General features: G+C 49.7%; 2 protein-coding genes and 1 pseudogene. All 3 read left to right on the forward strand.

Annotated elements, in window-relative coordinates; genetic code table 11:
• A pseudogene (locus AC1D0P_RS23585) lies at nucleotides 1-1,288 on the forward strand (hypothetical protein); the annotation flags it as partial.
• A gap of 30 nt (nucleotides 1,289-1,318) precedes the next feature.
• Nucleotides 1,319-2,668, forward strand: a complete 1,350-nt coding sequence (locus AC1D0P_RS23590) for an ImmA/IrrE family metallo-endopeptidase (RefSeq protein WP_477678961.1) — start codon at nucleotides 1,319-1,321, stop codon at nucleotides 2,666-2,668.
• Nucleotides 2,669-2,785: 117 nt separating this feature from the next.
• Nucleotides 2,786-3,267 (forward strand): tRNA-uridine aminocarboxypropyltransferase (locus AC1D0P_RS23595; RefSeq protein WP_477678962.1); only part of this gene is annotated, 482 nt, incomplete at its 3' end.

Raw genomic sequence — 3,267 nt, forward strand, 5'->3', positions numbered from 1 at the left:
CGACTATATGGTCAAGCATGCTCCATACCTGAACAAGCTTCTACCTTCGTCGGATGGAAAATCCGACACTCTGCAATTTGCAATGCTTCTTTTTTCATGCTGCCTGTCAAGCCCCGAGTTTCGACCGCAAGGCGGAGTAAAGCCAACCAGATTCCTCCCTTATCCGCTTCAAAATAGAGTGCTATTCGATCCTGAAAAGTATGCCGACCATCTCGCTGAGCCCGTTTGGCAAGCGGATGTTCTTCCAATTAACTCCGCGTGGCTTTGCTGCAAATGGATTGATGGAGCAGAAGTCAAAGAACTCGAGCATGAGGCGCCTCAACTAAGTGCCGGCATGCTAACGGAGATGTACCGTAATCTCGCGTGGGTGTTGCAGGGTTTTTCAGGAATTGCAACCGCCGCTGCAGACAAGCGCGTTCCAACTGGAAGTCGTCCTGCTTCGTTGAGAACCTTTGATGCTTTACTTGACGCAATCGGTAAGCTACCAAGAGCAATAAGACGACTGAGTTTTCGTGTTCAAGAAGGACTACCGGATGACGTTCTTTGGTTAACCGGCCTTTGTCCGCCAGGGTCACCCTACCGCCTAGCTAGGCACGAAATCCTAGTGCTACGCAAAAAAGGTATGGCAACACCGGCAACTCTGATGTTGGGAACTGCTGGTGCGGATGCGATTCGAGAAGAAGCATTCGCGAAGGCAAAGCCTAGCGCTAAAGCTAAGGCGAACTGGGTTAGAGATGCCTGCCGAGACTGGAAAGTTAATCAAAGACAGCGGACCGCTGAGCGACATATAAAGCGCGCGAAGAATTGCGCTCGAGTTGATCTAGTGGAAATGTTTTATTCAACAAAAGGAACGGCCTTCGAACAAGCGCTCGAGAATGTCCTACGATTTCTAAAAATCGACTTTATAAAACTCGACGACAAAACCAAAACGGGGGCGCCAGATTACTTGCTTTGCCTCAAAAATTCCCCTCCACTTGTTTTGGAGCTTAAGACCAAAGAAGGAAATGGACTAGTCGACTACAACAAGGCAACCGAAGTGCTCGCGGCATCGGAGATACATGGCCACAAAGATGCCTTTTGTGTAACTCTGTGCCACCCGGGCGTTGATCCAAGCGTGCCACCAGTTATAGCCGCCTGCGGTAGATTGAGCATAGTTGAGAGCAATGATCTAGGTGAAGCCTTGATACGCACTTGTGAGTCGGTGTTAACGGAAGAACAGCTTTGGCGTTGGCTTGCAACCCCCGGACAGGCTCTTTCAATAGATCTGCCATATAGGGAGTATGGTTAAGCGCGCCTTCCAAGTACTAGGGCACCCCAGATGAACACAACAGTCCTCGGTGATACGTTAGAGAATAAAATTCACGCGCTTTTTCTTTCAGAGATCGAGAATGATCGGTTTTGGGTCAAGAGAGATTGCTGCAAAATTTATAGAAAGAAGGGCTATCACTCAAAAGATCGCGGGAAAAAAATTGTGTTCGATATCTCTATCGAAGTATTTACTCCAGGTCGCGATGAATTTTCTTTTGTAATTCTGATCGAGTGCAAAAATTACAACCATCCGGTTCCTGWGGATGACGCAGAAGAGTTTTTTGCAAAAGCACAGCAAATATCAGGCGCTAACGTCAAATGCGTTGTAGCGAGTACCAATTCTTTTCAAGCCGGGACTCGCGCCTTTTCTAAATCCAAGGGCATCGGGTTACTTCGATACTTTGACAATCAATCCTTCAAATGGGAGCTTGATCGTTCGGCCTCTGGTACGGCAAGAACGACCAATGCCGAAGCATCAGTTGCAGCGGAATACGGTCTTGCGGGAGAAGACTTCACCAGCAACTTCTTCGATCTTTATTGTCAGTCGACGGCGAGAAATACTAACTCTCTATGGGACTTTGTTGAAGACTTCGTGTTAGAAACTTCACTTACGAGAACACAGATCGGGGAGATCGGGAATCGTAGAGACGGCCTCAAATGCCAAGTTAAGTATTTGGAAAAAGATGAATTGGAAAATCGTGCATCTTCAATACTGCTTGATGTAGGTTATTCCACAGGACAGGTTTCCTTAAATGCTCTGTGCGATCTTGAAGAAACTAAACATGGTCTTAAGGTTTTAAAGAACGTCGCTGCACCTGACCACCTTAGTACGTTGCCTCCGCTTGGTCGAATCACGTTCGATCCGCTTGAAATTCAGATTTTTCGGCAGCCAGAAGATGCGCCCTATGGACGTGAGCGATTCACGCTAGCCCACGAATTAGCGCATCACTTTCTCGATCATTCAAAATACATGTCGCGTGAATACTGCGACGAAAGCGATTTTTCACCGAGCGGGGGTTTTATTGCCGCGGGGACTTACATAGGAAGAATGGAGTTTCAGGCAAATTTTCTTGCGAGTTGCATCCTAATTCCAAGAATCAACGTCATTGCCGACTTTCGAGAACTAATTAAAGAGTTGAATATTCCGAATAAGGGTTACGGAACTCTTTTTGTTGATAAGCAACCCTGCAACTTAGAAAGTTATGAAAAGATAACTACCCATCTAATGCAACGTTACGGCGTGTCTAGAAGAGCCATAACCATTCGGCTGGAAGACCTGGGATTGCTGGTAGATGCTCGACTACGTTCTTTTCAGACAGTTCAACGAGCTTATGAAGCTTGGAGTGAGGCGGTTCGATAGGCGCGAAGGTTATTAGTTAAGTTTTAATCGCTGACTTCTGTGTTGAGCCCATGAGTCGAACTACCATCAGCAGCTCAACAGTCATCACACCCATTGGCGCCTCTCTCCCAGCCCCCCATGCCCCACGCCGTCTCCCGCCTGCGCACCGCCCGCCTGGCGCGCGCTTCCAAGMCTTTTCTCGCTCGCGGCGGCCCGCGCAATGAACGTTGTGCCGCTTGCCGGCTGATTCCCAGCCATTGCATGTGTGCCTTGCGGCCGGCCGTGCCTGAAGTACGTGCTGGTGTGTGCTTGGTGATGGCGGATATTGAGGCGCTCAAGCCCAGCAACACGGGCTGGCTGATTGCTGATGTGGTCCCCGATACCTTTGCGTTTGAGTGGGCGCGCACCGTGGTGGACCCAAACTTGATTGCCTTGCTGGCGGACCCGCAGTGGCAGCCTTACCTGGTCTTCCCCGGCGAGTTTGTGGCGGCGGAGCGGGTGGTGACGGAGGTGTTGCCTCCTGATTCAAGCGATGGCAAGCCGGCCAGGCGCCCACTGTTTGTGCTGCTGGACGCGACCTGGCCCGAGGCGCGAAAAATGTTTCGCAAAAGCCCTTACCT

This window comes from Polaromonas sp. P1_G2, assembly GCF_056405515.1.